The organism is Pseudomonas danubii, assembly GCF_042980055.1.
Classification (GTDB): domain Bacteria; phylum Pseudomonadota; class Gammaproteobacteria; order Pseudomonadales; family Pseudomonadaceae; genus Aquipseudomonas; species Aquipseudomonas danubii.
This window is the reverse complement of the sequence record NZ_CP116502.1, coordinates 5,964,453-5,986,423: the sequence shown is the minus strand read 5'-3', so window position 1 is coordinate 5,986,423 and position 21,971 is coordinate 5,964,453. Positions and strand designations below refer to the sequence as shown.

General features: G+C 60.9%; 20 protein-coding genes. 13 read left to right on the top strand and 7 right to left on the bottom strand.

Annotated features, from left to right (window positions below; translation table 11 throughout):
* Positions 1–129 precede the first annotated feature (129 nt).
* From kdpF to PFZ56_RS26765, 6 genes are all read left to right on the top strand, one after another.
* Positions 130–219, top strand: a complete 90-nt coding sequence (gene kdpF / locus PFZ56_RS26790) for a K(+)-transporting ATPase subunit F (RefSeq protein WP_016964080.1) — start codon at positions 130–132, stop codon at positions 217–219.
* An 11-nt stretch (positions 220–230) separates the two neighbouring features.
* Positions 231–1,925 (top strand): potassium-transporting ATPase subunit KdpA, encoded by a 1,695-nt coding sequence (gene kdpA, locus PFZ56_RS26785; protein ID WP_110653119.1) that lies wholly within the window; start codon positions 231–233, stop codon positions 1,923–1,925.
* A 10-nt stretch (positions 1,926–1,935) separates the two neighbouring features.
* Positions 1,936–4,020, top strand: a complete 2,085-nt coding sequence (gene kdpB / locus PFZ56_RS26780) for a potassium-transporting ATPase subunit KdpB (RefSeq protein WP_102880457.1) — start codon at positions 1,936–1,938, stop codon at positions 4,018–4,020.
* 36 nt (positions 4,021–4,056) lie between these two features.
* Positions 4,057–4,602 carry a potassium-transporting ATPase subunit KdpC gene (kdpC, locus tag PFZ56_RS26775; protein WP_102880456.1) on the top strand — a complete coding sequence of 182 codons (546 nt, stop codon included), beginning with the start codon at positions 4,057–4,059 and terminating at the stop codon, positions 4,600–4,602.
* A 74-nt stretch (positions 4,603–4,676) separates the two neighbouring features.
* On the top strand, positions 4,677–7,328 hold the full coding sequence (locus tag PFZ56_RS26770; RefSeq protein WP_102880455.1) for a sensor histidine kinase KdpD: 2,652 nt from the start codon (positions 4,677–4,679) through the stop codon (positions 7,326–7,328).
* 103 nt (positions 7,329–7,431) lie between these two features.
* The gene (locus PFZ56_RS26765; protein ID WP_102860873.1) at positions 7,432–8,127 is read left to right on the top strand and encodes a response regulator; all 696 of its coding nucleotides are present in this window, start codon (positions 7,432–7,434) and stop codon (positions 8,125–8,127) included.
* A 29-nt stretch (positions 8,128–8,156) separates the two neighbouring features.
* On the opposite strand, the gene PFZ56_RS26760 is transcribed toward PFZ56_RS26765, so the two are convergent.
* Positions 8,157–9,191: a patatin-like phospholipase family protein gene (locus PFZ56_RS26760; protein WP_102880454.1), complete on the bottom strand. Its 1,035-nt coding sequence runs from the start codon at positions 9,189–9,191 to the stop codon at positions 8,157–8,159.
* Between the two features lie 221 nt (positions 9,192–9,412).
* Here PFZ56_RS26760 and PFZ56_RS26755 point away from each other — a divergent pair, with 221 nt between their 5' ends.
* The 3 genes from PFZ56_RS26755 to PFZ56_RS26745 all read left to right on the top strand — a co-directional run bounded on the left by PFZ56_RS26755 (position 9,413) and on the right by PFZ56_RS26745 (position 11,510).
* Positions 9,413–9,691, top strand: a complete 279-nt coding sequence (locus PFZ56_RS26755; protein ID WP_110653121.1) for a hypothetical protein — start codon at positions 9,413–9,415, stop codon at positions 9,689–9,691.
* 143 nt (positions 9,692–9,834) lie between these two features.
* Positions 9,835–10,602, top strand: a complete 768-nt coding sequence (locus tag PFZ56_RS26750) for a CHAD domain-containing protein (RefSeq protein WP_170003841.1) — start codon at positions 9,835–9,837, stop codon at positions 10,600–10,602.
* 110 nt (positions 10,603–10,712) lie between these two features.
* A complete protein-coding gene (locus PFZ56_RS26745; protein WP_170003839.1) occupies positions 10,713–11,510 on the top strand; it encodes an acyl-CoA thioesterase II in 798 nt (265 codons plus the stop codon).
* Positions 11,511–11,514: 4 nt separating this feature from the next.
* Here the strand turns inward: PFZ56_RS26745 and PFZ56_RS26740 are convergent, their stop codons facing one another.
* The 3 genes from PFZ56_RS26740 to PFZ56_RS26730 all read right to left on the bottom strand — a co-directional run bounded on the left by PFZ56_RS26740 (position 11,515) and on the right by PFZ56_RS26730 (position 14,395).
* A complete protein-coding gene (locus PFZ56_RS26740) occupies positions 11,515–11,877 on the bottom strand; it encodes a terminase (protein ID WP_170003837.1) in 363 nt (120 codons plus the stop codon).
* Positions 11,878–12,021: 144 nt separating this feature from the next.
* Entirely contained in the window at positions 12,022–13,503 is a 1,482-nt protein-coding gene (locus PFZ56_RS26735) for a methyl-accepting chemotaxis protein (RefSeq protein ID WP_102880451.1), read from the bottom strand.
* A gap of 85 nt (positions 13,504–13,588) precedes the next feature.
* Complete coding sequence (locus PFZ56_RS26730; protein WP_170002762.1) at positions 13,589–14,395, bottom strand: TatD family hydrolase; 807 nt, start codon at positions 14,393–14,395, stop codon at positions 13,589–13,591.
* Between the two features lie 235 nt (positions 14,396–14,630).
* Here PFZ56_RS26730 and PFZ56_RS26725 point away from each other — a divergent pair, with 235 nt between their 5' ends.
* The 3 genes from PFZ56_RS26725 (at position 14,631) to PFZ56_RS26715 (ending at position 17,196) form a co-directional block, all read left to right on the top strand.
* Positions 14,631–16,052, top strand: a complete 1,422-nt coding sequence (locus PFZ56_RS26725; protein WP_170002760.1) for a transglycosylase SLT domain-containing protein — start codon at positions 14,631–14,633, stop codon at positions 16,050–16,052.
* A 102-nt stretch (positions 16,053–16,154) separates the two neighbouring features.
* Entirely contained in the window at positions 16,155–16,589 is a 435-nt protein-coding gene (locus PFZ56_RS26720) for a DoxX family protein (protein WP_102860881.1), read from the top strand.
* A 298-nt stretch (positions 16,590–16,887) separates the two neighbouring features.
* A complete protein-coding gene (locus PFZ56_RS26715; protein WP_102860882.1) occupies positions 16,888–17,196 on the top strand; it encodes a hypothetical protein in 309 nt (102 codons plus the stop codon).
* Positions 17,197–17,340: 144 nt separating this feature from the next.
* Here PFZ56_RS26715 and PFZ56_RS26710 read toward each other — a convergent pair whose 3' ends face one another.
* Positions 17,341–17,970 carry a response regulator transcription factor gene (locus PFZ56_RS26710; RefSeq protein ID WP_102860883.1) on the bottom strand — a complete coding sequence of 210 codons (630 nt, stop codon included), beginning with the start codon at positions 17,968–17,970 and terminating at the stop codon, positions 17,341–17,343.
* 301 nt (positions 17,971–18,271) lie between these two features.
* Here PFZ56_RS26710 and greB point away from each other — a divergent pair, with 301 nt between their 5' ends.
* Positions 18,272–18,745, top strand: coding sequence for a transcription elongation factor GreB (gene greB, locus PFZ56_RS26705; RefSeq protein WP_102860884.1), 474 nt, complete (start codon positions 18,272–18,274; stop codon positions 18,743–18,745).
* 33 nt (positions 18,746–18,778) lie between these two features.
* On the opposite strand, the gene PFZ56_RS26700 is transcribed toward greB, so the two are convergent.
* On the bottom strand, positions 18,779–21,283 hold the full coding sequence (locus PFZ56_RS26700) for an ABC transporter permease (RefSeq protein WP_170002758.1): 2,505 nt from the start codon (positions 21,281–21,283) through the stop codon (positions 18,779–18,781).
* Positions 21,283–21,966: an ABC transporter ATP-binding protein gene (locus PFZ56_RS26695; protein ID WP_102860886.1), complete on the bottom strand. Its 684-nt coding sequence runs from the start codon at positions 21,964–21,966 to the stop codon at positions 21,283–21,285. The genes PFZ56_RS26700 and PFZ56_RS26695 overlap by 1 nt, the downstream gene beginning before the upstream one ends.
* Positions 21,967–21,971 lie beyond the last annotated feature (5 nt).

Sequence of the window (21,971 nt, the reverse complement as noted above, 5' to 3'; positions counted from 1 at the left end):
TAAACGCCGCATAAAGCCAGTCTTTACGCTTTCTTTATGGGCCTCCCACCCCGTCGATCTCGTTCCTTTACAGGCACCCTGCGGACAATGGCTGCATTCGCGGCAATCGCCGTACCTCGGAGACATTCCATGAACATTCTGGACGCGGTGTCATTGCTGCTGGCAGTGGGCCTGTTCGTTTATCTACTGGTTGCGCTGCTGCGCGCGGATCGGAACTAGGAGCTGCGGTTATGCACAGTTATGACTATTGGCTGCTCCTCGCCTTCTTTGCCCTGGTGCTGTTGCCCGCGCCCTGGCTGGGACGTTTCTACTACAAGGTCATGGAAGGCCAGCGCACTTGGCTGACCCCGTTGCTGGGGCCGGTGGAGCGTGCGTGCTACCGGATTTCCGGGGTCGATCCACAAGACGAGCAGAGTTGGCAGAAATACACCCTGGCCTTGCTGGCCTTCAACCTGGCGGGTTTTGTCCTGCTGTTTGCCATCCTGCTGTTCCAGGGGTATCTGCCACTCAACCCGCAGAATCTTCCGGGACAGGAATGGACCCAGGCGTTCAACACCGCCGTCAGTTTCATGACCAATACCAACTGGCAGTCCTACAGTGGTGAGGCCTCCCTGAGCTACCTCAGCCAGATGGTCGGCCTGACCGTGCAGAACTTCGTCAGCGCTGCTACCGGGCTGACGGTGCTGGTTGCCTTGTGCCGCGGCATTGGCCGGCGTTCGGTGCGCACCCTGGGCAACTTCTGGGTCGACATGACCCGCGCGACTCTCTATGGCTTGCTGCCGCTGAGTCTGTTGCTGGCGTTGTTCCTGGTCTGGCAGGGCGTGCCCCAGACCTTTGCCCACTACGTGGATGCCCTGACCCTGCAAGGTAACGACCAGGTGATTCCGCTGGGCCCGGCGGCGAGCCAGATCGCCATCAAACAGTTGGGCACCAATGGTGGTGGCTTCTTCGGTGTCAACTCGGCTCACCCGTTCGAGAATCCCAGTGCCTGGAGCAACCTGTTCGAGTTGGTGTCGATCATCCTGATTCCCGTGGCCCTGGTATTCACTTTCGGCCACTACGTCAAGGATCTGCGCCAGAGCCGCGCGATCATTGCCTGCATGTTTGCCCTGTTCCTGATTGGCGGCGCCACCTCGTTGTGGGCGGAGTACCAGCCCAATCCGGCGTTGCAGAATGCTGCGGTGGAGCAGGCGGCACCTCTGGAAGGCAAGGAAGCGCGCTTCGGCACCACTGCCACGGTGCTCTGGTCGGTGACCACCACGGCCGCGTCCAATGGCTCGGTGAACGGCATGCATGACAGCCTGAATCCTCTGAGCGGCATGGTGGCGCTGATCAACATGATGGTGGGGGAAGTGATCTTCGGCGGTGTCGGCGCGGGTCTCTACGGCATGCTGTTGAACGTACTGATCGCGGTATTTCTTGCCGGGTTGATGATCGGTCGCACCCCGGAATACCTGGGCAAGAAGCTTCAGGCCAAGGAAGTGCAATTGCTGGTAGTGACCCTGATGGTCATGCCCATTGGCGTCCTCGTCCTCGGTGCCCTGGCCGCCAGCCTGCCTGGCCCGGCCGGAGCCATCAGCAATCCAGGGCCTCACGGTTTCAGCCAGTTGCTGTATGCCTACACCTCAGCCAGCGCCAACAACGGCTCGGCCTTTGGTGGCTTCAGTGCCAACACCCCCTTCCATAACCTGATGCTGGGCCTGGGCATGCTGATTGGACGTTTCGGCTACATCCTGCCGGTGCTGGCTCTGGCTGGCAGCCTGGGGCTGAAGAAGCCCGCCCCCATCGGCCAGAACAGCTTTCCCACTCACGGCCCGTTGTTCGTGGCCTTGTTGACCGTGACCATTTTGCTGGTGGGCGGCCTGACCTTCCTGCCGACCCTGGCGTTGGGCCCAATCGCTGAACACTTGAGCATGGGCTTCTGAGGACCTGATGATGAATATGCATGTTCCTGCCTCGAACAAGGCTGTTGACTCGGCCGCCAAGGCCAAGCGTACCCAGGCCGAATCTTCGAGCACCGCGATCTCTGCTCTGTGGCGCCCGGCGCTGATTCAGGCCTTCGTCAAGCTCGACCCTCGCCAGTTGCAACGTTCGCCGGTGATGTTGGTGGTGGAGTTGACGGCAATCCTGACCACTGTGCTGTGTTTCGTGCCGGATACCTCGGTATCGACGTTCGTCGCGGCACAGATAGCCCTCTGGCTGTGGTTCACCGTACTTTTCGCCAACTTTGCCGAAGCCCTGGCAGAGGGCCGTGGCAAGGCCCGGGCCGACAGCCTCAAGGCCGGCAGCGAAGGCTTGAGTGCTCGCCGTCGCACCAGCGAGGGCACCTATCAGGTGGTGCCGGCGATCAACCTGCGCAAAGGCGATGTGGTGCGGGTTGAAGCCGGGGAAATGATCCCGGGGGACGGCGAGGTGATCGAGGGCATTGCCGCGGTCAACGAGGCGGCGATTACCGGTGAGTCGGCACCAGTGATCCGCGAGTCCGGTGGCGATCGCTCAGCGGTGACCGGCAACACCCGGCTGGTTTCCGACTGGCTGCTGGTGCGCATCACCAGCAATCCCGGCGAGTCGACCCTGGATCGCATGATCGCCCTGGTGGAAGGTGCCAAGCGGCAGAAGACGCCTAACGAAGTGGCCCTGGATATTCTGCTGATCGGCCTGACCCTGATCTTCCTGCTGGTGGTGGTGACCCTGCAGCCCTTCGCCCACTTTGCCAATGGCAGCCTGCCGCTGGTGTTCCTGGTGGCGTTATTGGTCACCCTGATTCCCACCACCATCGGCGGCCTGCTGTCGGCCATCGGCATTGCCGGGATGGATCGTCTGGTACGCCTCAATGTGATCGCCAAATCCGGGCGTGCGGTGGAGGCCGCGGGGGATGTGCATGTGTTGTTGCTGGACAAGACCGGCACCATCACCTTCGGTAACCGTCGTTGCAGCGCCATTCATCCGGCTCCCGGCGTGAACGCTCGTGAGCTGGCCGAAGCAGCATTGCTGGCTTCACTGGCGGATGACACTGCCGAAGGCAAATCCATCGTCGAGTACTTGCGGGAGCTTTATCCACAACCTGAACCGGCTCCTGAAGTCTTGACCGCCGTGCCATTCAGTGCGGAAACCCGCCTGTCCGGCGTCGATTACCAGGGCCGGATCTATCGCAAGGGTGCGGTGGATTCGGTGCTGAACTTTGTTGGCCTCAAACGCAGCGACCTGGCGCCGGCTCTGTCCCGGGAAATCGACAAGATCGCCCAGAGCGGTGGTACTCCACTGCTGGTGTGCGGCGAAGGCCGGATGCTTGGGGCCATTCACCTCAAGGATGTGGTCAAGCCGGGTATCCGCGAGCGTTTCGCCGAGTTGCGCAAGCTGGGGATTCGCACTGTCATGGTGACCGGCGACAACCCGCTGACCGCTGCCGCCATCGCCGCTGAAGCCGGGGTCGACGACGTACTGGCCGAAGCCACGCCGGAGAAGAAACTGGCGCGCATCCGTCACGAGCAGAACGACGGACGCCTGGTGGCGATGTGCGGCGACGGTGCCAACGACGCCCCGGCACTGGCCCAAGCCGATGTCGGCATGGCGATGAACGACGGCACCCAGGCGGCCCGCGAGGCGGCCAACATGGTCGACCTGGACAGTGATCCGACCAAGCTGCTGGACGTGGTGCAGATCGGCAAGGAGCTGCTGGTGACCCGGGGCGCCCTGACCACCTTTTCCATCGCCAACGATGTCGCCAAGTACTTCGCCATTCTGCCGGCGCTGTTCGCAGCGATTTATCCACAGCTGGGCGTGCTCAACATCATGCACCTGACCAGCCCGCAGAGCGCGATTCTCTCGGCGATCGTATTCAACGCCCTGATCATCGTGGTGCTGATCCCTCTGGCGTTGCGCGGGGTCAGGGTCCAGGCCGCCAGTGCCGCCCACCTGCTGCGGCGCAACTTGCTGATCTACGGTGTGGGTGGGATCGTGGTGCCCTTTGTCGGGATCAAGCTGATCGACATGCTGCTGACCGCCTTGCACCTGGTGTAACTCGCCTGCGGCATTGAATGAATCGAGGATTGAGAAATGACTAGCGTATTGCGTCCGGCCTTGAGCCTGATTGTGTTGATGAGTCTGATTACTGGCGTGGCCTATCCATTGGTGGTGACCGGTGTGGCCCAGGTGGCGTTCCCGGATCAGGCCAATGGCAGCCTGGTGCGTGATGCCCAGGGCAAGGTGCGTGGTTCGGCCCTGATTGCCCAGGATTTTGTCGGTGATGCCTGGTTTCATCCACGCCCATCGGCAGGAGCCTTTGCCACGGTGTCCAGTGGTGCCAGCAACTTGGCGCCGAGCAACCCGGCCCTGGCCACGCGGGTGATCGACGATGCCCAAAAGCTCCAGGTGCCAGGTCAAGGGCCGGTGCCGCTGGCCTTGCTCACCACCTCCGGCAGCGGCCTTGATCCGCACTTGCCACCCGAGGCGATTGACTATCAACTAGCGCGGGTCGCGGCGGCGCGCAATCTGCCGGCGGCTAAGCTACAGGCGCTGGTGCAGGCACATATCGAGCGGCCGCTGGTGGGGCCGCCGGTGGTCAATGTACTGGCCCTGAACCAAGCCCTGGAGAATCTGTAACCGCTGCCGTTCGTGCGGGTGACAGCGTCTAGAGTGCGGATTGAACCGATTGTTTTGTTGCAGAGAGATAATCCATGAGTGATTCCGGCCGCGCCGACGCGCTGCTTGCTGATCTGCCCCGGGATGGCCGCGGCCGGCTCAAGGTCTTTCTTGGCGCCGCTCCCGGCGTCGGCAAGACCTACGCCATGCTTCAGGCCGCCCACACGCAAATGCGCCAAGGGGTCAAGGTGCTCGCCGGGGTAGTGGAAACCCACGGTCGTGCCGAGACCGAAGCGCTGCTGAGCGGCTTGCCGCAGCAGCCCCTGGTGCGCTCGGAATACCGTGGGGTGGTGCTCGAAGAGATGGACCTGGATGGCCTGTTGAAGGCCCGGCCCAAGCTGGTGCTGGTGGACGAACTGGCCCACAGCAATGCGCCGGGCAGCCGGCATGCCAAGCGTTGGCAGGATATCCAGGAGCTGCTGGCGGCGGGTATCGACGTGTTCACCACGGTCAACGTCCAGCACCTGGAGAGCCTCAACGATCAGGTTCGCGGCATCACTGGGGTCCAGGTCCGCGAGACGCTGCCCGACTGGGTGCTGCAGGAGGCCTATGAATTGCTGCTGGTCGACCTGCCGCCGCGGGAGCTCCTGGAGCGACTGCGGGACGGCAAGGTCTATGTACCGGAGCAGGCGCGGGCGGCCATCGATGCCTTTTTCACCCAGACTAACCTCACCGCGCTGCGGGAGTTGGCGATGCAGACTGCTGCGGCCCAGGTGGATAACGACCTGGCCCTGGGCTATCGCCAGTTGGGGCAGGCGGCTCCGGCGGTGCGTGGGCGTTTGCTGGTGGGCATTGATGGCGATGCCCAGGCCGAGCGTCTGGTACGCCATGCCAGTCGTGTGGCCCAGCGTCGGCATTTGCCCTGGAGCCTGGTGCATGTGGACAACGGCCGGCTGCGGGACGAGCAGTCGCGCCTGCGCTTGCAGGCGGCGCAGCAATTGGCTGAGCGCCTGGGCGGGGAGGTGGTCCTGCTGCGGGCTGGCGAGGTGGCCAAGACCCTGATCCAGCACGCCAGCGAACGCCGCGCCAGTCTGTTGCTGGTGGGGCAATCCAGCCGCCGCTGGCGTCGGCGCTGGTTTGGTGGTGGCCTGGCGGCGCGCCTCCTGCGTAATGCCGACGGCCTGGAAATCAACGTCCTGGACAGCGAGCCACAACCCCATCAGCCGGGTTTGCGAGCCAAGCATTCGCTGTTGTGGTTCGACTATGCCCTGGCGCTGTTGGCGACCGTGTTGGCCAGTGCCCTGGCCTGGGGGGTGGCCAGTGTGCTGCCGTTGCCGAACATTTCCCTGGTGTTTCTTGCCGCAGTGTTGCTGGTGGCCGTGCGCAGCAGCCTGGGGCCGGCCCTGGCCTGCGCGGCGCTGTCGTTCTTGAGCTATGACTTTCTGTTTATCCCACCGAGTTTCTCTTTTGCCATCCAGCGTGAAGAGGATGTGCTGACTCTGCTGTTTTTCCTGCTCATGGCTGCACTCACCGGCAACCTGGCGGCGCGCCAGCGGCGGCAGTTGCAGGCCCTGCGCGAGACCCAGGAGGAAACCGGTGAACTGTTGGACCTGTCGCGCAAGCTCACCGCTGCCACAGACCGGCAAGCGGTGATCAGTGCCGCAGCCCAGCACCTGCATGGGCGTGATGAGTTGCGTATCTGCCTGCTCAATCGCGACGGGCAGGGGGGCTGGAAAGTCGAAACCGGTGGCTCGCCGCAGTTCTCCGAGGCTGAGCGTGCGGCGGCCGATTGGGCCTGGCAGCACGATCAGCCTGCGGGGCTGGGGACCGGGACCTTGCCCTTCGGGCGCTGGTGGTGGTGGCCATTGTCGGTGGATGACGGCCCCTTGGGTTTGTTGGGTGTCTGTCCCAGGGAAGGCGAAGAGTTCAGTGGCCAGCGTCGCCGCCTGCTCACCGCCCTCAGCCAGCCCCTGGCCCAGGCGCTGGCTCGGGCGCGTTTGGCGGAGGATTTGGAGGCGGCGCGACTGCGCGGTGAAACCGAACAGTTACGCAGTGCCTTGCTGGCCTCGGTGTCCCACGATCTGCGCACACCGCTGACTTCGATGCGCGGCAGCATCGACAGCCTGTTGGCGCTGGGGGAGGCGATTCCCCTGGAAGACCGGCGTGAACTCCTGGAAGGCACGCGGGATGAGGCCGAGCGCCTGGATCGCTACATCCAGAACCTCTTGGACATGACCCGGCTCGGCCATGGTGCGTTGAAACTGGCTCGCGACTGGGTCGCGCCGGGGGACATAGTCGGCAGCGCCCTGAACCGCCTGCGTGCGGTGCTGGCGCCGCTGCAGGTGAGCACCGAATTGCCAGCGGACCTGCCGTTGCTCCATGTGCATGCCGCCCTGATCGAGCAGGCACTGGTCAATGTCCTGGAGAACGCCGCACGCTTTTCGCCAAACCAGGGTCGCCTGCAACTCAAGGTCAGTGCCGATGAGCATGAATTGAGCTTTGCCGTCAGCGATGAGGGCCCGGGGATTCCCGAAGAGGAGCGGGCGAAGATCTTCGACATGTTCTATACCGCTGCCCGTGGCGATCGGGGAGGGCAGGGAACGGGGCTGGGCCTGGCGATTTGCCAGGGCATGGTTGGTGCCCACGGCGGGCATATCAGTGTCGCCGATGGCATTGACGGCCATGGCACCTGCATCACCTTGCACTTGCCATTGCAAACCCAGCCGGAGCTTGAGCAGGATCTGTGAATACCTGTAGAACGCAGTCATACCTCGCAACGCAAGCGCTACCGGGATTACCCGAGCAGCCTTGCGCTACTCTTTTGCCTCTTATTTGTCTTGAATTGAACCCATGAGCCAGACCGCGACCATCCTGGTCATCGACGACGAGCCGCAGATCCGCAAGTTCCTGCGCATCAGCTTGGCGTCCCAAGGATACAAAGTGATTGAAGCCGGTACCGGTACCGAGGGCCTAGCCCAGGCGGCACTGAACAAGCCGGATCTGCTGGTGCTCGACCTGGGGCTGCCGGACATGGATGGCCAGCAGGTACTGCGCGAGTTTCGCGAGTGGTCGACGGTGCCCGTGCTGGTGCTTTCGGTGCGTGCCAGCGAGGTGCAGAAGGTCGAAGCCCTGGACGGTGGCGCCAACGATTACGTGACCAAGCCTTTCGGCATCCAGGAGTTCCTGGCACGCATCCGCGCCCTGTTGCGCCAGGCGCCGGTGGGGGAGGTGCAGGAAGCGGCGTTGCAAGTTGGGCCGCTGACGGTGGACCTGGCCTACCGTCGGGTACTGCTCGATGGCCAGGAAGTGGCCCTGACGCGCAAGGAGTACGCTGTGCTGGCGCAACTGGCACGACACCCCGGTCGGGTGATCACCCAGCAGCAGCTGCTCAAGGACATCTGGGGGCCGACCCACACCGAGGACAGTCATTACCTGCGGATCGTGGTCGGGCATTTACGCCAGAAACTGGCGGATGATCCGACCCAACCACGGTTCATCGTCACCGAGGCGGGGGTTGGCTACCGTCTCTTGGGGAGCGAGCCCTGAGCCTTAGAGGGCTGGAATGTCGGGGCTTGCTATTGTTCCTGTTCGTAGCGGTCCAGGGTATCGCTGGCGATCTCACGACCCAGGGCGATCAGTTCCGGGGCCTTGTAGAACTCGAAGAACCGGCACACGCGCTTGGGCACGTTGATCAATATGTCCGGTGGATAGCCGGCGATCTTGTATTGGGCCAGGGACGTCTGCATGACCTCGAAGCTCTGGTTCACCAGGTCCAGTAGCGAGGCCGGACCGACGTTGTCGATGATGAACGAACCGCTGGCGGACTTGGGCGCGCCGTCGGTTTCTGGCGCAGCGGCCGGTTGCTGGGATTCCGGTTCGGCACCTTCGACCCAGGGATTGATCTCGGCGGCTTGGCTCTTGAAGGCCTCTTGTTCCAGCAGCAATAGTTGTTCGGCCTGTTTACGCCGGAACGGCAGGTGCGAGCCCAGGGAGTTGATCAGGCTGTCAAAGCGGCTTTTGAACGCAGGGGGGCGCTGGATCACCGGTAACTGATAATGGCGCTGGTTGGTGGAGTTGAGGTTGACCGCGATGATCAGGTCGCAATGGCTGGAGACTACTGGCACGATCGGCAGTGGGTTGAGCAGACCGCCGTCCACCAGCATGCGGTTACCCTGCATCACCGGGGTGAACAGGCTGGGGATGGCTGCGGAAGCGCGCATGGCTTGATGCAGGCAGCCTTCCTGGAACCAGATTTCCTGTTGATTGGTCAGGTCAGTGGCTACCGCGGTGTAGGGAATGCGCAGCTCTTCGATATTCACTTCACCGACGATCTTGCGGATCTGGCCGAAGACTTTCTCGCCGCGAATCGCCCCTAGGCGGAAACTCACGTCCACCAGGCGCAGTACATCAAGGTAATCCAGGCTTTCGATCCACTCCCGATACTCGGCGAGCTTGCCTGCGGCATAGATGCCGCCCACCACGGCGCCCATGGAGCAACCGGCGATGCAGGCGATGTCATACCCGCGTCTTTCGATCTCCTCGATGACCCCGATATGGGCGTACCCGCGAGCGCCTCCCGAGCCGAGTACCAATGCGACACGTTTGTTCATGATTCGTCCCTTCGCCAAACAGGTTGCAACAATGCACCCATAGCGGCCTGGGGTTCAATTGCTGATGTAAGGCCGGACCTGTCCGGTGTTTTTTCCTTGGGGGGCTCGGGCCGCGCGGCTATGCTCCTGCGGCTATATTTTCCAAGGGTTGCGTCAGGCACTTTTTTACGCTGCCATCGTCTTAACCTGTACGACTGTTTTCTTTTCTTGAGGTGTCATTGATGAAAGCCTGGATCTGCGTGCCCCTGATGGCATTGGTACTGACCGGTTGCGCAGGCAAGACCGCCTACCGCGACAGCTGTGGCACTCAGCTGGACGCCGCCTGGCGCGAGCTGGACCTGGCCAAGGCTGAAGGTTTCGCCGGCACTGTGAGTTATTCCAAGGCCTTGTCGTTGCTGACCGGGGCCAAGACTCAGCAGCAATTCGAAGCCTTTGAAGGGTGCACCAAGAAAGCCGAGAAGGCGCGCTTCTATATTCGTGAGTCCCGCGCCGGGCGCTGAGCCGCGCCAGCCGCTACGCTGAAGCGGTGAATCTCCACCCTGGACCCCAATGATATGGCGCAACGCCGTTCTTGGGCCTGGGGTGTCATTCTTGAGTCGGATAAGCCCATGTAGGGCTTGTGAGCCGTATTGGGGAAAGCCTGATGTCTGCCTTGGTTGATCGATTGGTGGTTCAGATCCTGAGCCTGGAAGTGAGCTTGCTGGCTTGTCAGGCGCGACTGGCTGCCGCCACTGATGCCGAGGCACTGCATGATTTGCGTATCACTGTGCGCCGCTTGCGCAGCTTGTTGCGTCCATTGCGCGGTTTGCCTGGTGTCGAGCAGTTGGAGGCTGCAGCCAGGGAGGTCGGACAGCTGACGACGCCGATTCGTGACCGCGAAGTGTTGGCCGCTTATCTGTATCAGCATGGCCTGCACGCTGCCGCCGAGCGTCGTACCGCTCAGTTGCAAGGGGAGTATTCGGCGATCGCCGCCGGGCCGCCGTTGGCGCAGTTGTTTCTGGTACTGGATGCGTTTCCGCGGTTTCTACGGGCCTCCGAGCGTCAGGGTCTGCTGCGTGGTTTACGAGGAAAGATTGAAAAACGCTTGTCCAAGCAGTGGAAAGCCCTGGGTGAGGCGTTGCGTGATCCCGCCCACGACCGGCATCGCCTGCGACTGTTGATCAAGCGTGTGCGCTACGCCGCCGATGCATACCCCGAACTGGATCGTTTGCCACCCCAAGCCATGAAACGCCTCAAGGCAGCCCAAGGGGCATTGGGGGATTGGCATGATTGCTGGCAATGGCTGGCCCAGGCCGAACAGCAGATGGACTTGCTGCCCTGTGTCGCCACCTGGCGTAAAACCATGCACAAGTCCCAGGCACATGCCGACCAAGTACTGGACAAGCTTCATGGCGATTGCTTCAGGAACTGACTACCGTTGTGCGGCTTATCTGTCCGCTGCTTTGGCCAGAATAGTGGCTGTGCGGCTCTGCGACGCTGGTTAAGATCCTCGAGTCTATTTTTTTGCCCCTTGAGGTTTTCATGCGTTTTTACGATTTGCTTGAGGCCGTACGCGGCCAGCCCCAGGCGTTGACCATTCCGGCCGAGTGGGCTCAGGGGCGTGCCAGCTTTGGTGGCCTGGTGGTTGCCTTGCAGTACGAAGCGATGCGGGCCAAGGTCCCGCTGGACCGACCGGTACGTTCCTTGGCGGTCACCTTTGTCGGCCCAGTGTCACCGGATGTGCCTGTCAGCTTTGAAGTGGATGTGCTGCGCGAAGGCAAGGCTGTCAGCCAGGTGCTGGGGCGCGTCATGCAGGACGGCCAAGTGGTGACCCTGGTGCAGGGCAGCTTTGGCGCTTCCCGCGAGTCTGTGGTCAGTGTCGGCGCCCTTCCGGCCCCTGAGATGAAGCATTGGGAGGAGTGCCAGGAACTGCCCTACATCAAGGGCGTGACGCCGGAATTCATGCGTCATTTGGCAATGCGTTGGAGCGTCGGCGGCATGCCCTTCACTGGCAACCGTTCCCGGGACATGGGGGGCTGGGTGCGCCTGCGGGGGGATGTCAAAGAGGAGCCTGTGACCGAGGCGCATATCCTGGCGCTGGTGGATGCCTGGCCGCCGGCCCTGTTGCCGCATTTGAACAAGCCTGCGGCGGGCAGCACCCTGACCTGGACCATCGAATTCGTCCAGCCGTTGTTGTCAATCAGCACCCTGGACTGGTGCAAGTACCGGGTGGAAATCGAGCATGCCCGCGATGGCTACGGGCACGCTGCCGCCGCGTTGTGGAGTCCTGAGGGGCAACTGATTGCCCTGAGTCGGCAGACGGTAACCATCTTCGCCTGATCCGTCAGTGACGGTGGCGTTGCCGCCAGGCACGCCACCAGGCACCGCTGAGGACAAAGCGTGGAAAGGTCACGAACTGCTCCATTAGCAGGCGTTGCACTGCATCTTTGTGATCGCTGAATGGTTCGCCGGCTTGTGCCTCCAGGCTATGGCCGTGACGCTGCAAACCGAGGGCAGCCAGCACTCCGAGCACGCCAATGGCCAGGCTCAGGAAACTCAGGGAGAACACTCCCGAAGCAATCAGCAGAAAACCGACAATGAACAGCGGGACGGCGATCAGGTGCAAAACCAGGTTGGTCGGATGCTGGTGGCTGTGCGGGTAGACGCGCCATTGCCAGGCGGGGAGGTTGGGGTGACGTTTGCCCATGATGATCATCCTTAGTGCTTGAAAACTCATGGACCAAGAATAGGGCGCAGTCGGTTTGGCGGCGAATCAAGGCTGGCTATCGGTTCGATAGCCAGTGGGGTGAGGGCAGGTGGTTGCTATGGGGCAGCGGCTCATGCTGGCGGATCAGAGCTTCAACTGGCCGATGGCCTTGCTCAATTCGCCGGCCAGGGTCGCCAGTTCACTGCTGGTCGTGGCGGAAGCAACGGTCTGCTGCACGGTGTTTTCGGTAACATCGCGAATGCTGACCACCGCTCTATTCATTTCTTCGGCCACCTGGCTCTGCTGTTCCGCGGCGACGGCGATCTGAGTGTTGCTTTCGCGCATCTGTGCCACTGCGCCGGTGATTTCCGCCAGTGCCGCCCCGGCTTCCTGTGCCTGTTGCACGCAGTCGTCGGCTTTGAACGAGCTTTCCTGCATGAAGTCCACCGCATCGCGGGTACCGGCTTGCAGGGCGGACACCATGCCGGTGATTTCGTCGGTCGAGGCCTGTACGCGTTTGGCCAGGTTGCGTACTTCATCTGCCACCACGGCAAAGCCGCGACCCATTTCGCCGGCCCGTGCGGCCTCAATGGCGGCGTTGAGCGCCAGCAGGTTAGTTTGCTCGGCGATGCTGTGGATGACGTTGACCACGCCGTTGATTTTCTGGCTGTCCTCGGCAAGTTTCTGAATCATCTCGGCAGTTTGTTGCACGCCACTGGACAGCCCAGCGATGGATTTCTGCACTCGGCCGACCACTTCATGGCCAGTGCCGGCCAGGGTGTCGGCAGTTTGCGACAGGTCACGAGTGGCACCTGCATGCTGGGCAATGTGGTAGACGGTGGCGGACATTTCGTTGATGGCGGTGGCGGCCTGATCGGTTTCGCTCTGCTGGCCGAGCATGCCGTGGCGTACATCATTCATGCTTGAAGCTAGGCGCGCGGCGCCCTGATCCAATTGGCGAGCGGTATTGGCCACGGTATTCACCACCCGTTGGTAGCCGGCCTGCATGGCGTTGAACGCGCTGGCCATCTGGCCCACCTCGTCCTTACAGGAGAGCGGTACGCGGGCAGAAAGATCGCCGGTCTTCTCAACATGCAGCATGACGTCCTTGAGGGTATTGAGTTGGCTGAGGAGAAAGCGAATCAGCAACTGCGAGGCGCAGAGCATGGCGAACATCAGGATGAATACGGCCGCCGCATAGTTGGTGAAGCGGTCACTGAAGACCTGGGCCAGGCTTGGAGCGTGGGCCAGGACTGCGACCTGCTGGCCGTCGGCGCGATGGACGACTTCGGCGCCCAGCAACGGGTTGGTACCGAACAGCGGCATGTGGTTGATCTCGATCCAGCCGTTGGCGCCGTTCAGCTCGGGCAACGCCTGGTCGTTGAAACTGGGCGTCTGTCCCTGGGAGAAAGTCAGTAGGTGTTCATCGGTGGGCAGGGGCTGTCCTGCAGGCCAGGCATTGAGCAGCAGGGCCTGGCTATGGGCGGCGGCCTGGGCGGTCTGGCTACGTGCCTGCTGCTCCAGTTGCACGGCGTACAGCACCAATAGCAAGGTGGTGACAAAGGCGACCGCATTGACCGCCCAGAATTTGTATTTCAACGAGATATTGCTAAGCCAGGCACCCATAGAAGGTTTTCTCTGATTGAGCGGAACAGTATTGGCAAGGTGCCATTATTGTGCCGTCATGATCTCGGAAAAATCTTGATATGAGTCAAGCAATCTCTGGCAAGCGGAAGAAAGCTCTGGAGCAGGCGGTGCTGTGGTTGGCCAGGTCTTTCGGGGTCTCTTCCCGGTGCAGTGCCACTTCCCTCAAGACCTCGGTCAGATAGGCCGGTTCGTTACGGCCGTTCTTCGGTTTTGGTCGCAGACTGCGCGGCAGCAGATAGGGAGCATCGCTTTCCAGCATCAGACGCCCGCGGGGAATGTTGCGTACCAGTGGGTGCAGGTGGGTGCCCCGGCGTTCGTCGCAGATCCAGCCGGTAATGCCGATGTGCAGGTCAAGATCAAGGTAACTGAACAGCGCCTGTTGTTCACCGGTGAAGCAATGCACCACGGCTGCTGGCAAACGGTCACGAAAGTCCCGCAGGATATCCAGCAGACGCTGATTGGCGTCGCGCTCGTGGAGGAACACCGGCAGTTGCAGCTCGGCCGCCAGGACCAAGTGTTCTTCCAGGACTTTTTCCTGTTGTGGGCGGGGGGAGAAGTCGCGATTGAAGTCCAGTCCGCATTCGCCCACTGCACGTACCCGTGGCTCGCTGAGCAGTGCACGCAGACGCCGCGAGCTGTCGGCATTCCAGTCACTGGCAGAGTGAGGGTGCAGGCCCGCGGTGGCGAACAGTCGCTGCCCGTTGCTGTCCAGTTGCTGGCACAGTTCCAGGGCCTGTTCGCTACCTTCGACGCTGGTTCCGGTCAGGACCAATTGGCAGATCCCAGCCTCATAAGCACGATCGAGAACGGCTTGGTGTTTTTCGGCAAAACAGGGATTGGTCAGGTTGACGCCGATATCGATGAGTTGCATGGTGCTATCTCCGCCTGCGGCCGGAAAGCATATCAGAGCTGTAGATTTATAAGAAAAACCAAGAACTACAACGAGTTAACGCTGTCTTTTGTTGCCGGAAGAACGTAGTGCTCAGACTTTTTACTGTCATTGCGTTTGTCTTTCGCACCTTGCCAGTGCTCATGGCGCTCTGTTTCTGTCGATCAATTCTTCAAAAAACGACGAAGGGTTGAACAGTATTCTTTACGGAGAACGGATGACCCGACCCTCGATATTGCTCGCGCTGTGCCTGACGTTGCTACTGCCATTGCCGGCCATGGCGCGCTTGGCGGGGCCGTCGGAAACCCAGGCTGCGGGAAAGGTCCGCGACCTGGCGGAGATCCGCAGCAGTCGGGTTCTGCGGGTACTGGTCAACCAGAGCCGCAATAGTTCCGGTGAAGTCCAGGGCCAGGCCATTGGCGTCGAGTATCATCGTTTGCGCTCGTTCGAGCAGTATCTCAACGGCCATGCCCGTGACGGTCAGGAAATCAGCCTCAAGATCATTCCCAAAGCCAAGGATCAACTGCTTGGCGCCTTGCAGCGAGGAGAAGGGGATCTGGTGGCTCCCGGTGAGTTGTTGGAGGCTCAGCCAGGGCATGCGGTCAGTTCCAGCGATCCGATCGTCAGCAATGTTCCCTTACTGCTGGTGGGGATCAAGGGCGAGCGTCGTTACACGCGTATCGAACAGCTGTCCGGCAAGACCCTGACCCTGACCACCGGTAGCGCCGCAGGGGATGCGGTGAGTCAGGTCAATCAGAAACTTGCGTTGCACAAGCTGGCGCCGATCAAGGTCGAGTGGGTGGACCCCAGTCTGGCGGTGGAAGATGTGCTGGAAATGGTCCAGGGCGGGATCTTCCACCTGACCATTGTCGAGCAGCCGATTGCCGAGCGTTGGAGCAAGATCCTGCCCAAGTTGCGTTTTGACAGGCAATTGAAGATCAGTGAGCCGGGAGAGGAGCACTGGTTTGTCCGGCGCGATGCCTCGATGTTGCGGGCAAGTATCGATCGTTTCCTCAAGACCTATAAGACTCCGGCGGACCAGGATGTAGCCTTCTTGCGCATCTATCGTCGCCAGTACCAGGTGCATTACCCCCTGGCTAGGGCCGATCGTCAGCGCCTGGAAAAACTGCGACCGGTGTTGCAGAAGCATGCGGGGGAGCAGGGTATGGACTGGCTGAATCTGGCGGCCCTGGCTTTCAAGGAGTCGGCCTTGCAGCCCAGCGCCAGGAGCGGCAGCGGTCCAACCGGGCTGATGCAGATCACGCCTTCGGCGGCGCAAAGGGTCGGGGTCAACAATATCCAGTCTCTGGACAGCAATGTTCAGGCCGGTGCCAAGTACCTGGCGATGATCCGCCGCAAGTTCTTCTCCAGCCCCAAGCTTAACGAACGCGAGCGCATGGCGTTCGTCCTGGCGGCCTACAACATGGGCCCGGAACGGGTACAAGGAATGCGCAGCGAGGCCCGGCGCCGTGGACTGAATCCCAATCAATGGTTTTTCCAGGTTGAGCGTATTGCCATGGAGCAGGTGGGCATGGGCGCGGTCAGCTATGTTAATAGCGTCAATAAATACTATCTGGCCTTTGACCGCGAGCGAGGCTCTCTTGAGCCTCAGGAGCGAAAAGTTGTGTCTCGCAAATAATCGAAAAAACTGATTTTTATCTTGGGTTTTTTGCGCTTTTAGCATGATAAAAATTGATTAATATGGCGACCAACTTCCCCACCATACACAGGACTACAGAGCATGAGCACATTGATCAAAAACCTACTGAGTACTCGCGCCGGTTACGGCTTGAGCGTTTTGCGGATCTTCGTCGGCATCATCTTTGCGGCCCACGGTTCGCAGAAACTCTTCGGCTGGTTCGGGGGAGGCGGTCTGGCGGGAACGGCTCAGTGGATGGAGAGCATTGGTCTGGCTCCTGGGTATCTGATGGCGTTGTTGGCAGGTGGTACCGAGTTCTTCGCTGGTTTGGCGCTGGTCATTGGCTTGCTGGCGCGTCCGGCAGCTCTGGGCTTGTCCTTTACCTTGTTGGTGGCGATCTTCTCGGTGCATATCGGCAATGGTTTGTTCATGGCCAATAACGGCTATGAGTTCGCCCTGGCTCTGCTGGGCGGTACTGTCGCGGTCCTGTTCGAAGGTGCTGGCAAGTTGTCTGTGGATGCAGCAATAACCAAGTGATTTGACGAGCTCGATTCATCCGTCAAGTTGGTCTTCGGCGGCTCTGGATCAACTGCCAGGAAAATTTCCAAGGCCTGCCAATGCAGGCCTTTTTCGTTGTTGGGAAATCTTGACACTGACCTGCTGGCTTCTCTAGGATGCTGCTCATGCGCCGATTTAAACAGCTACTTGCGGGGCGCCAAGTGAGTCGAAAGATCACTGTTAGAAGCTATATTCTGGCTTCGAAATACCGCTAAAGCGCTGGTTCGGTGTTGCCTCTCACCTGCCCGGCAGAAACTTGAGGCAGAGACACAATACGATGAATGCACCACGCCCCCTTGTACGTCTTGCGCCGATCACGGCGAGTCTTTCCCAGCGCAACCCGAAAATCCTTCTTGGCGGCAAACATCAACCCACCTTGTTGCGTTACCTCGACGGCTGGCCACGGCGTTCCCCGGGCCCGGCTGCCTTTTTGATTCAGTTTGTTGAAGAGGGCGAGTCTCTGGCACGTTTTGCCAGCGATAGCTTTGATCTGGCGGTCATTCCGGCCCCCAGTGCAGCGGATGCTGCTGAAGTCATCAAGCAACTGACCCGCGTCGCTCGCCAAGGCCTGATCATTCGCCGCTAGTTGCATAGAGGTTTCGGCGGCGCTGTACAGTTTGTTGCTGAACTGCGCCGTATTCAGATTGTGACCCCACCTAACAAGCACTGCTTGGGATAGTCCCGGTTGCAGTTACTGCTGGTCATGAGTCAAGCGATAACGGGTTAATGTTCAAACTACGGCGTTACGTTTTGCCAGATCGGCCAGCGCCACGAGGTTGGAAATGTTGAAGCGCTTGAGTAAGCGAACCTTGTAGGTACTGACGGTCTTGTGGCTGATCAACAGAGCGTCGGCAATCTGCTGGTTGTTGAGGCCGCTTGCCAGGAGCTTCAGCACCGTGATCTCGCGATCGGTCAGGCGCGAGATCAACACGCTTTCCTGACTGGCGGCATTGGTGTTTTGCTGCAGGATATTGATGGTGTCTTCCGGGAAGTAGCTGTACCCGGACAGAATGGCTTTAACCGCATTGGCCAGTTCGTGAAGGTTTTCAGTCTTGCACAGAAATCCCGCGGCTCCCGCTTGCAGGCATCGTAGAGCGAAGTTCTTCGAGTCACTGGAAGTCAGGACTAGGGTTTTTACAAGCAGGTCCGCAGACTTGATATGGGCGATGACCGAAAAACCGTCCAGGTTGGGAATACCCAGGTCGAGGATCAACAGGTCCGGCATGTGCTTTCGCACCAGTTGCACCGCGTCCGCACCGTTGTCGGCTTCGGCAACGATGGTGTGATGGTGGGGTTCCAGCACCGACCTGATGGCCAGTCGAATCAGAGGATGGTCATCGACGATAATGATGTTGCCCATTTAGTGCGTTCCCTTTGTTTTTAGAGGTGTTGGTCAGTATTGGCGGGTGCTTTGGATAAGTAGGTTTCAAGTTGTGCCTCAGGCTGGGTGCAAACACTGTTACTTAAGGTGTGTCTTGTGCCGTAAGCCTCAGCTGTTTGGCTCTATGATTGGCTGACCTCTCTGAAATCTAAATCGGACAAATCTGATAGTGCTGCCTGGCTGGGTGAGGGGGGGCAACAACCCTCTCATGACGGGCCGAGTGCATCAGCTCATTCAAATAACAGAACAGCATGTACAAGGCTGGAAGGTGACAAGCCAATTGAGTACTAAGCTCATCACACAGGATGGTTACGACGCTCTGAAGCAGGAGTTGGATTATCTGTGGCGGGAGAAGCGCCCGGATATTACCCAGAAGGTCACTTGGGCCGCGTCATTGGGTGACCGCAGTGAGAACGCGGACTATCAGTACAACAAAAAACTCTTGCGGGAAATTGATCGCCGGGTGCGTTACATACGCAAGCGTCTGGAAGACATGAAGGTGGTTTCCTACGCGCCAGAGCAGGAAGGGCGAGTGTTCTTTGGCGCCTGGGTAGAAGTGGAAAACGAGGCTGCCGAGATCAAGCGCTTTCGTATCGTTGGATACGACGAGATCTATCTGCGCAAGGACTACATTTCCATCGACTCGCCCATGGCCAGGGCGCTGCTGAAGAAGGAAGTGGGCGACGAGGCCATTGTTCATACGCCGGCTGGCGAAACCTGCTGGTGGATCAATCAGATCGACTATGAGAAGTAGGCTCGCCAGCCTGTGCTGGCGAGCTGTTGCTCTTCACCCTTCGCGCAGGACGCTCAACGGGCTGGCGTTCAATGCCCGGCGGGTGCCGAAAACCCCGGCCCCACCCACCAACAGGGCGCCTATCAGCGGCAGCAGCAACAGCCAGGGATGTGGGTGCCAGGGCAGGTCGAAGGCGAACCGGTAAAGCACCAGGCTGACCAGTTCGCTACCCAGGGCCGCCAGCAGGCCGCTGACGGCGCCGAGAAGACCGAACTCGATCCGCCGAGCCTTGACCAGCAACCGCCTCTCGGCACCGAGCGCGCGTAATAGGGCGCCTTGGCGAATGCGCTCGTCCAACGTGGCCTGCAGGCCGGAAAACAGCACTGCCATTCCGGCCGCCAGGACAAACAGCAATACATACTCCACTGCCAGAGTGACCTGGGCCAGGATGCTGCGCAGTTGCTCCAGCAAGGCCTCCACTTGAAGAATAGTCACCGCTGGAAAGGCCCTGGATAGCTCGATGACCTGCTGGTCGTGTCCCGGGCTCAGATAAAAGCTGGTCAGGTAGGTGGCAGGCAGATCTTTCAGGGTGCCTGGCTGGAAGATCATGAAGAAGTTCGGTTGGAAGTTGTCCCAGTTGATGCTGCGCAGGCTGGTAACCCGGGCTTCCCGATTAACGCCCGCGACCGTGAAGGTCAGTTGGTCGCCCAGTTTCAGTTTCAAGCTTTGTGCAACCTTGGCCTCCACCGATACGCCGGGCACAGCGTCGGCGGGCTGCGCTGACCACCAGTTGCCTTCGGTGATGCGGTTGCCGGCCGGCAGGTCGGCGGCCCAGGTCAGGCTCAGGTCGCGCTGTACCGCGCGGTCGCCACTGGAGTCCTTGCTGACTATCTCCCTTACAGGCTCGCCGTTGATGCTCACCAGGCGTCCGGGAACCACCGGATACAGCGGCGCCGAAGGGGCCGAAAGTTGTACCAGGCGTTCGCTAAAAGCCTGTTTTTCGGCGGGTAGGATATTCAGTGCAAAGTAATTGGGGGCATTTTTCGGCAACTGGTTCTGCCAGGTATCGAGCAGTTCGCCCCGCAGCAGGGCGATCAGTGCCATGGACAGCAGAATCAGACCAAAGGCCAGGGACTGTCCGGCTGCCGCCAGGGGATGCCGCAGCAACTGGCCCAGTCCCAGGCGCCAGGGCAGGGAGGAGCGGGCCAGCAGACGACGCAGGCTTTGCAGCACCAGAAGCAGTAACCCACCCAGTACCAGTGCAGCTATCAGTCCACCGCCGAGCAGTGCAAAGGTCAGGATCAGATCCAGACTCAGGCGCCACATGATCAGGCCCAGGGCAAACAGGGCCGCGCCGTAGATCATCCAGGTACTGGAAGGAATTGGCAGCAGGTCACGACGTAACACGCGAAGTGGCGGGACCCGCCCCAAGGCAGCCAGGGGCGGTAGGGCAAACCCTGCCAGGGCCACCAACCCGGTGCCAATACCGGCAATGGCCGGGAGCAGGCCACCAGGAGGCACATCGCTGGGCAGCAGGTCATGCAGCAGATAGAACAGGCCAAGTTGGGCCAACCACCCCAGCAGTGCGCCGCTGATGCTGGCCAGGAGCCCCAGAAGTCCCAATTGCACGCTGAACAGCAACATGGTTTCCCGTCGCGACAGACCGAGGCAGCGTAGCAAGGCGCTGGCATCGAAGCGCCGGGTTGCGAAACGATTGGCCGATAAGGCGACGGCGACCCCGGATAGCAACACGGCTACCAGACTGGCCATGTTCAGGTAACGCTCGGCCTTGCCCAGGGCGCCGCCAATCTGCTGGTTGCCATCGCGGGCATCCTGCAGTCGCTGGTTGGGCGCCAGCCCCGGCTTGATCAGTTGGCGATAGCTCTCTAGGGCCGGTGCCGGGCCGCGCCAGAGCTCCTTGTAGCTGACCCGGCTGCCCGGCTGGACGACGCCGGTGGCTTGCAGGTCGTCCAGGCTGATCAGCACTCGAGGCGTTAGGCTATAGAAGTTGCCGGCTCGGTCGGGCTCATAGGTCAGGACCCGAGCCAGCCGCAGGGGTTGCGTGCCGACATCGATGCTGTCGCCGATCTTCAGATTCAGCGCGGTCAGCAGGCGTGATTCGACCCAGGCTTCACCGGCCTTTGGACCGCCACCGGGCTCTTCAACGCCGTAGGGCGCTGCCGCGCTCTTGAGTTGGCCGCGTAGTGGGTAGGCATTGTCCACTGCCTTGATACTCGACAGCTGGATGCCAGTGTCGGTGGCGATAACGCTGGAGAATTCGACTATGCGCGCATGATCGAGTCCCAATGCCTGCCCGCTGTCGATCTGTTCCGGGCGTGCCGGTGAGCTGCCCTCCAGAAGCAGATCAGCCCCGAGAAACTCGGTGGCCCGCAGCAGCATGGCTCCGTTGAGTCGGGCGCCGAAATAACCAATGGCGGTGCTCGCCGCCACAGCCACCAGCAAGGCAAAGAACAGCACCCGTAACTCCCCGGCGCGGGCATCGCGCAACAGCTGGCGCAGGGCGAGGCTGAACAGACGCAACAGCGGCAGACGTGCCATCAAGGCTCCAGAGGGGCGACCAGCAAGCCCGCTTCAAGACGGATCAGGCGCCGGCAACGATGGGCCAGGCGTTCATCATGGGTCACCAGCACCAGAGTCGTGCCGCTCTCCTTGTTGAGTTCGAACAGCAGGTCGCTGATGCGTTCACCGGTGTGGCTGTCGAGGTTGCCGGTAGGTTCATCGGCAAACAGCACGTCGGGTTCGGCGGCAAAGGCCCGGGCGATGGCGACTCGTTGTTGCTCACCGCCGGAAAGCTGGCGAGGCGAGTGGCTCAGGCGCTGGCCGAGGCCGACCCGTCGCAGCAGCTCGGTGGCGCGCTCACGGGCGTCGCGGCGGCCATCCAGTTCCAGGGGCAGCATGACGTTTTCCAGGGCGTTGAGGCTGTCGAGCAATTGGAAGGATTGAAACACGAACCCAACGTGCTCGGCCCTGACCCGTGCTCGCTGATCTTCATCCAGGCGACTCAAGGCCTGGCCGGCGAGGGTGACCTCACCACTGCTGGGCAGGTCGAGTCCTGCCAGCAAACCGAGCAGTGTGGATTTTCCGGAACCCGAGGCGCCGACTATGGCCAGACTGTCGCCCTGGTTCAGCTCCAGGCTGAGTTCATGAAGGATGGTCAGTTCACCTTCCGCGCTGGGAACCACTTTGCTAAGGTTCCGCGCAGTGAGAATGCTTGCGCCCATGGAGA

Coding starts and splice junctions, on each gene's coding strand:
- kdpF (WP_016964080.1), top strand. CDS start 130: ATGAACATTCTGGACGCGGTGTCATTGCTGCTGGCAGTGGGCCTGTTC.
- PFZ56_RS26740 (WP_170003837.1), bottom strand. CDS start 11,877: ATGGGCAAACGTCACCCCAACCTCCCCGCCTGGCAATGGCGCGTCTAC.
- PFZ56_RS26720 (WP_102860881.1), top strand. CDS start 16,155: ATGAGCACATTGATCAAAAACCTACTGAGTACTCGCGCCGGTTACGGC.
- kdpB (WP_102880457.1), top strand. CDS start 1,936: ATGAATATGCATGTTCCTGCCTCGAACAAGGCTGTTGACTCGGCCGCC.
- PFZ56_RS26710 (WP_102860883.1), bottom strand. CDS start 17,970: ATGGGCAACATCATTATCGTCGATGACCATCCTCTGATTCGACTGGCC.
- PFZ56_RS26760 (WP_102880454.1), bottom strand. CDS start 9,191: ATGAACAAACGTGTCGCATTGGTACTCGGCTCGGGAGGCGCTCGCGGG.
- PFZ56_RS26695 (WP_102860886.1), bottom strand. CDS start 21,966: ATGGGCGCAAGCATTCTCACTGCGCGGAACCTTAGCAAAGTGGTTCCC.
- PFZ56_RS26725 (WP_170002760.1), top strand. CDS start 14,631: ATGACCCGACCCTCGATATTGCTCGCGCTGTGCCTGACGTTGCTACTG.
- PFZ56_RS26770 (WP_102880455.1), top strand. CDS start 4,677: ATGAGTGATTCCGGCCGCGCCGACGCGCTGCTTGCTGATCTGCCCCGG.
- PFZ56_RS26715 (WP_102860882.1), top strand. CDS start 16,888: ATGAATGCACCACGCCCCCTTGTACGTCTTGCGCCGATCACGGCGAGT.
- PFZ56_RS26730 (WP_170002762.1), bottom strand. CDS start 14,395: ATGCAACTCATCGATATCGGCGTCAACCTGACCAATCCCTGTTTTGCC.
- PFZ56_RS26735 (WP_102880451.1), bottom strand. CDS start 13,503: ATGGGTGCCTGGCTTAGCAATATCTCGTTGAAATACAAATTCTGGGCG.
- PFZ56_RS26750 (WP_170003841.1), top strand. CDS start 9,835: ATGTCTGCCTTGGTTGATCGATTGGTGGTTCAGATCCTGAGCCTGGAA.
- kdpA (WP_110653119.1), top strand. CDS start 231: ATGCACAGTTATGACTATTGGCTGCTCCTCGCCTTCTTTGCCCTGGTG.
- PFZ56_RS26745 (WP_170003839.1), top strand. CDS start 10,713: ATGCGTTTTTACGATTTGCTTGAGGCCGTACGCGGCCAGCCCCAGGCG.
- PFZ56_RS26700 (WP_170002758.1), bottom strand. CDS start 21,283: ATGGCACGTCTGCCGCTGTTGCGTCTGTTCAGCCTCGCCCTGCGCCAG.
- PFZ56_RS26755 (WP_110653121.1), top strand. CDS start 9,413: ATGAAAGCCTGGATCTGCGTGCCCCTGATGGCATTGGTACTGACCGGT.
- PFZ56_RS26765 (WP_102860873.1), top strand. CDS start 7,432: ATGAGCCAGACCGCGACCATCCTGGTCATCGACGACGAGCCGCAGATC.
- kdpC (WP_102880456.1), top strand. CDS start 4,057: ATGACTAGCGTATTGCGTCCGGCCTTGAGCCTGATTGTGTTGATGAGT.